Raw genomic sequence first — 1,351 nt, 5'->3', positions numbered from 1 at the left:
ACAAAGCCCGTGCCGGGCTACCGATAGCTTCCCCAGCCCGGCACGGGCTTTGTTTCCATCGGAGTCATGGCGTTCATGCCATGACGAATATTTTTAGGACAATGCAATTACAATGACAATTAATCTGCCGGAAATCTTGCGCGATCTTGAAATCAAGCGCGCGGCACTGCTGCCAAGCGACCAGAAACCGTACTTTGACGGACTGGAGGCAGTTCGCGACCTGGGCCTGCCGGAGCTTGAGGTACGGCTTGTGGGCAAGGATGCGGAGCGCACGTTTGCCCCCGAGATCGCGGCGCAGATCGTGGGCGATGCGCTGGTGACATTTAACTTCGCTCGGGGCACGCGCGAGGTCAACACGGACGAGAACCGCACGTTTGTGCGCGACACCACGACGCGTGTGGTGGAGAAGCTCTCGCGGCTGGGCGACAACGGACGCGGTGCACGGCTCAGCGACTACGATCTCTCGGTGCTGGTCGAGGCCGCACTGATCGAGAAAGGTGCCTACGAAGTCGCTAAGGCTCTCGTCATGCAGCGCACGAGCTTTCCTTCCTCGCAGAACACCATCCCAAGTGATCAGATGCGCCTGATCCGCCGCACCGGCCAGGTGGTGCCGTGGAACCAGGACAAGATCGAAGTGGCGGTGCGCAAGGCGTTTCTCTCGATGAAGATGGAGGCCGACTCCGCGCCACAGATCACGGGCCGGGTGAGTGAGCGTGCCCGTGGCCTCGGGATGACCTACATTCCTATCGAGACGGTGCAGGATCTCGTGCAAGAGGAGCTGGTGCTGGCGGGCTACATGAAAGTGGCCGAGGACTATATTCTCTACCGCGCCAAGCGCATGATGTTCCGCGCCTCGGAAGTCAGCCAGAGCAATGCCCCCGACCCACAGTTTGCCCTGATCCCCGTCACCGAGGACGATGGCACGAGCAACTTCTGGGACGGTGAGGACCTGCGAAAGCGCATCCAGTTCGCGTCGATTGGCTTAGATCTGTGCCTGAGCGCTGGGGAGATCGAGGCCGAGCTGCGCCGCTCGATCCGCGCCGATATCCGCCGCGAAGACTTGAATAAGACCATCGTGCTCAACGCCAAGATGCTGATGGAGCGCGATGCGGATTTCTCGTTCTTTGCGGGCCGGATTCTGCTGACCTATATCTACGAGGAGACCCTGACCTGGGACATCGTGCGCGATGGCATTGGGGGCCTCAAAGAGGCACACAAGAAAGCCTTCAAGCAGTACCTCGACTACGGCGTGCAGATCGAGCGTCTCTCTCCCAATATCCTGAGCTACGACATAGACCGCCTCGCCGCCGCGCTCGATCCGACCGCCGATCTCGACTTCGACTATCTCGGT

Annotated in this window: 1 protein-coding gene; it reads left to right on the top strand. The window is 60.3% G+C overall.

Going from position 1 to position 1,351, the window contains the following annotated elements:
• Positions 1–112: 112 nt before the first annotated feature.
• Positions 113–1,351: ATP cone domain-containing protein (locus tag RMO15_RS16725; protein WP_309714586.1), on the top strand; the 1,239-nt coding region annotated here is incomplete at its 3' end.

This window comes from Armatimonas sp. (assembly GCF_031410135.1).
In the GTDB taxonomy this organism is placed as follows: domain Bacteria; phylum Armatimonadota; class Armatimonadia; order Armatimonadales; family Armatimonadaceae; genus Armatimonas.
The sequence above is the reverse complement of the archived record's forward strand: the minus strand, read 5'-3'. Positions and strand labels throughout refer to the sequence as shown.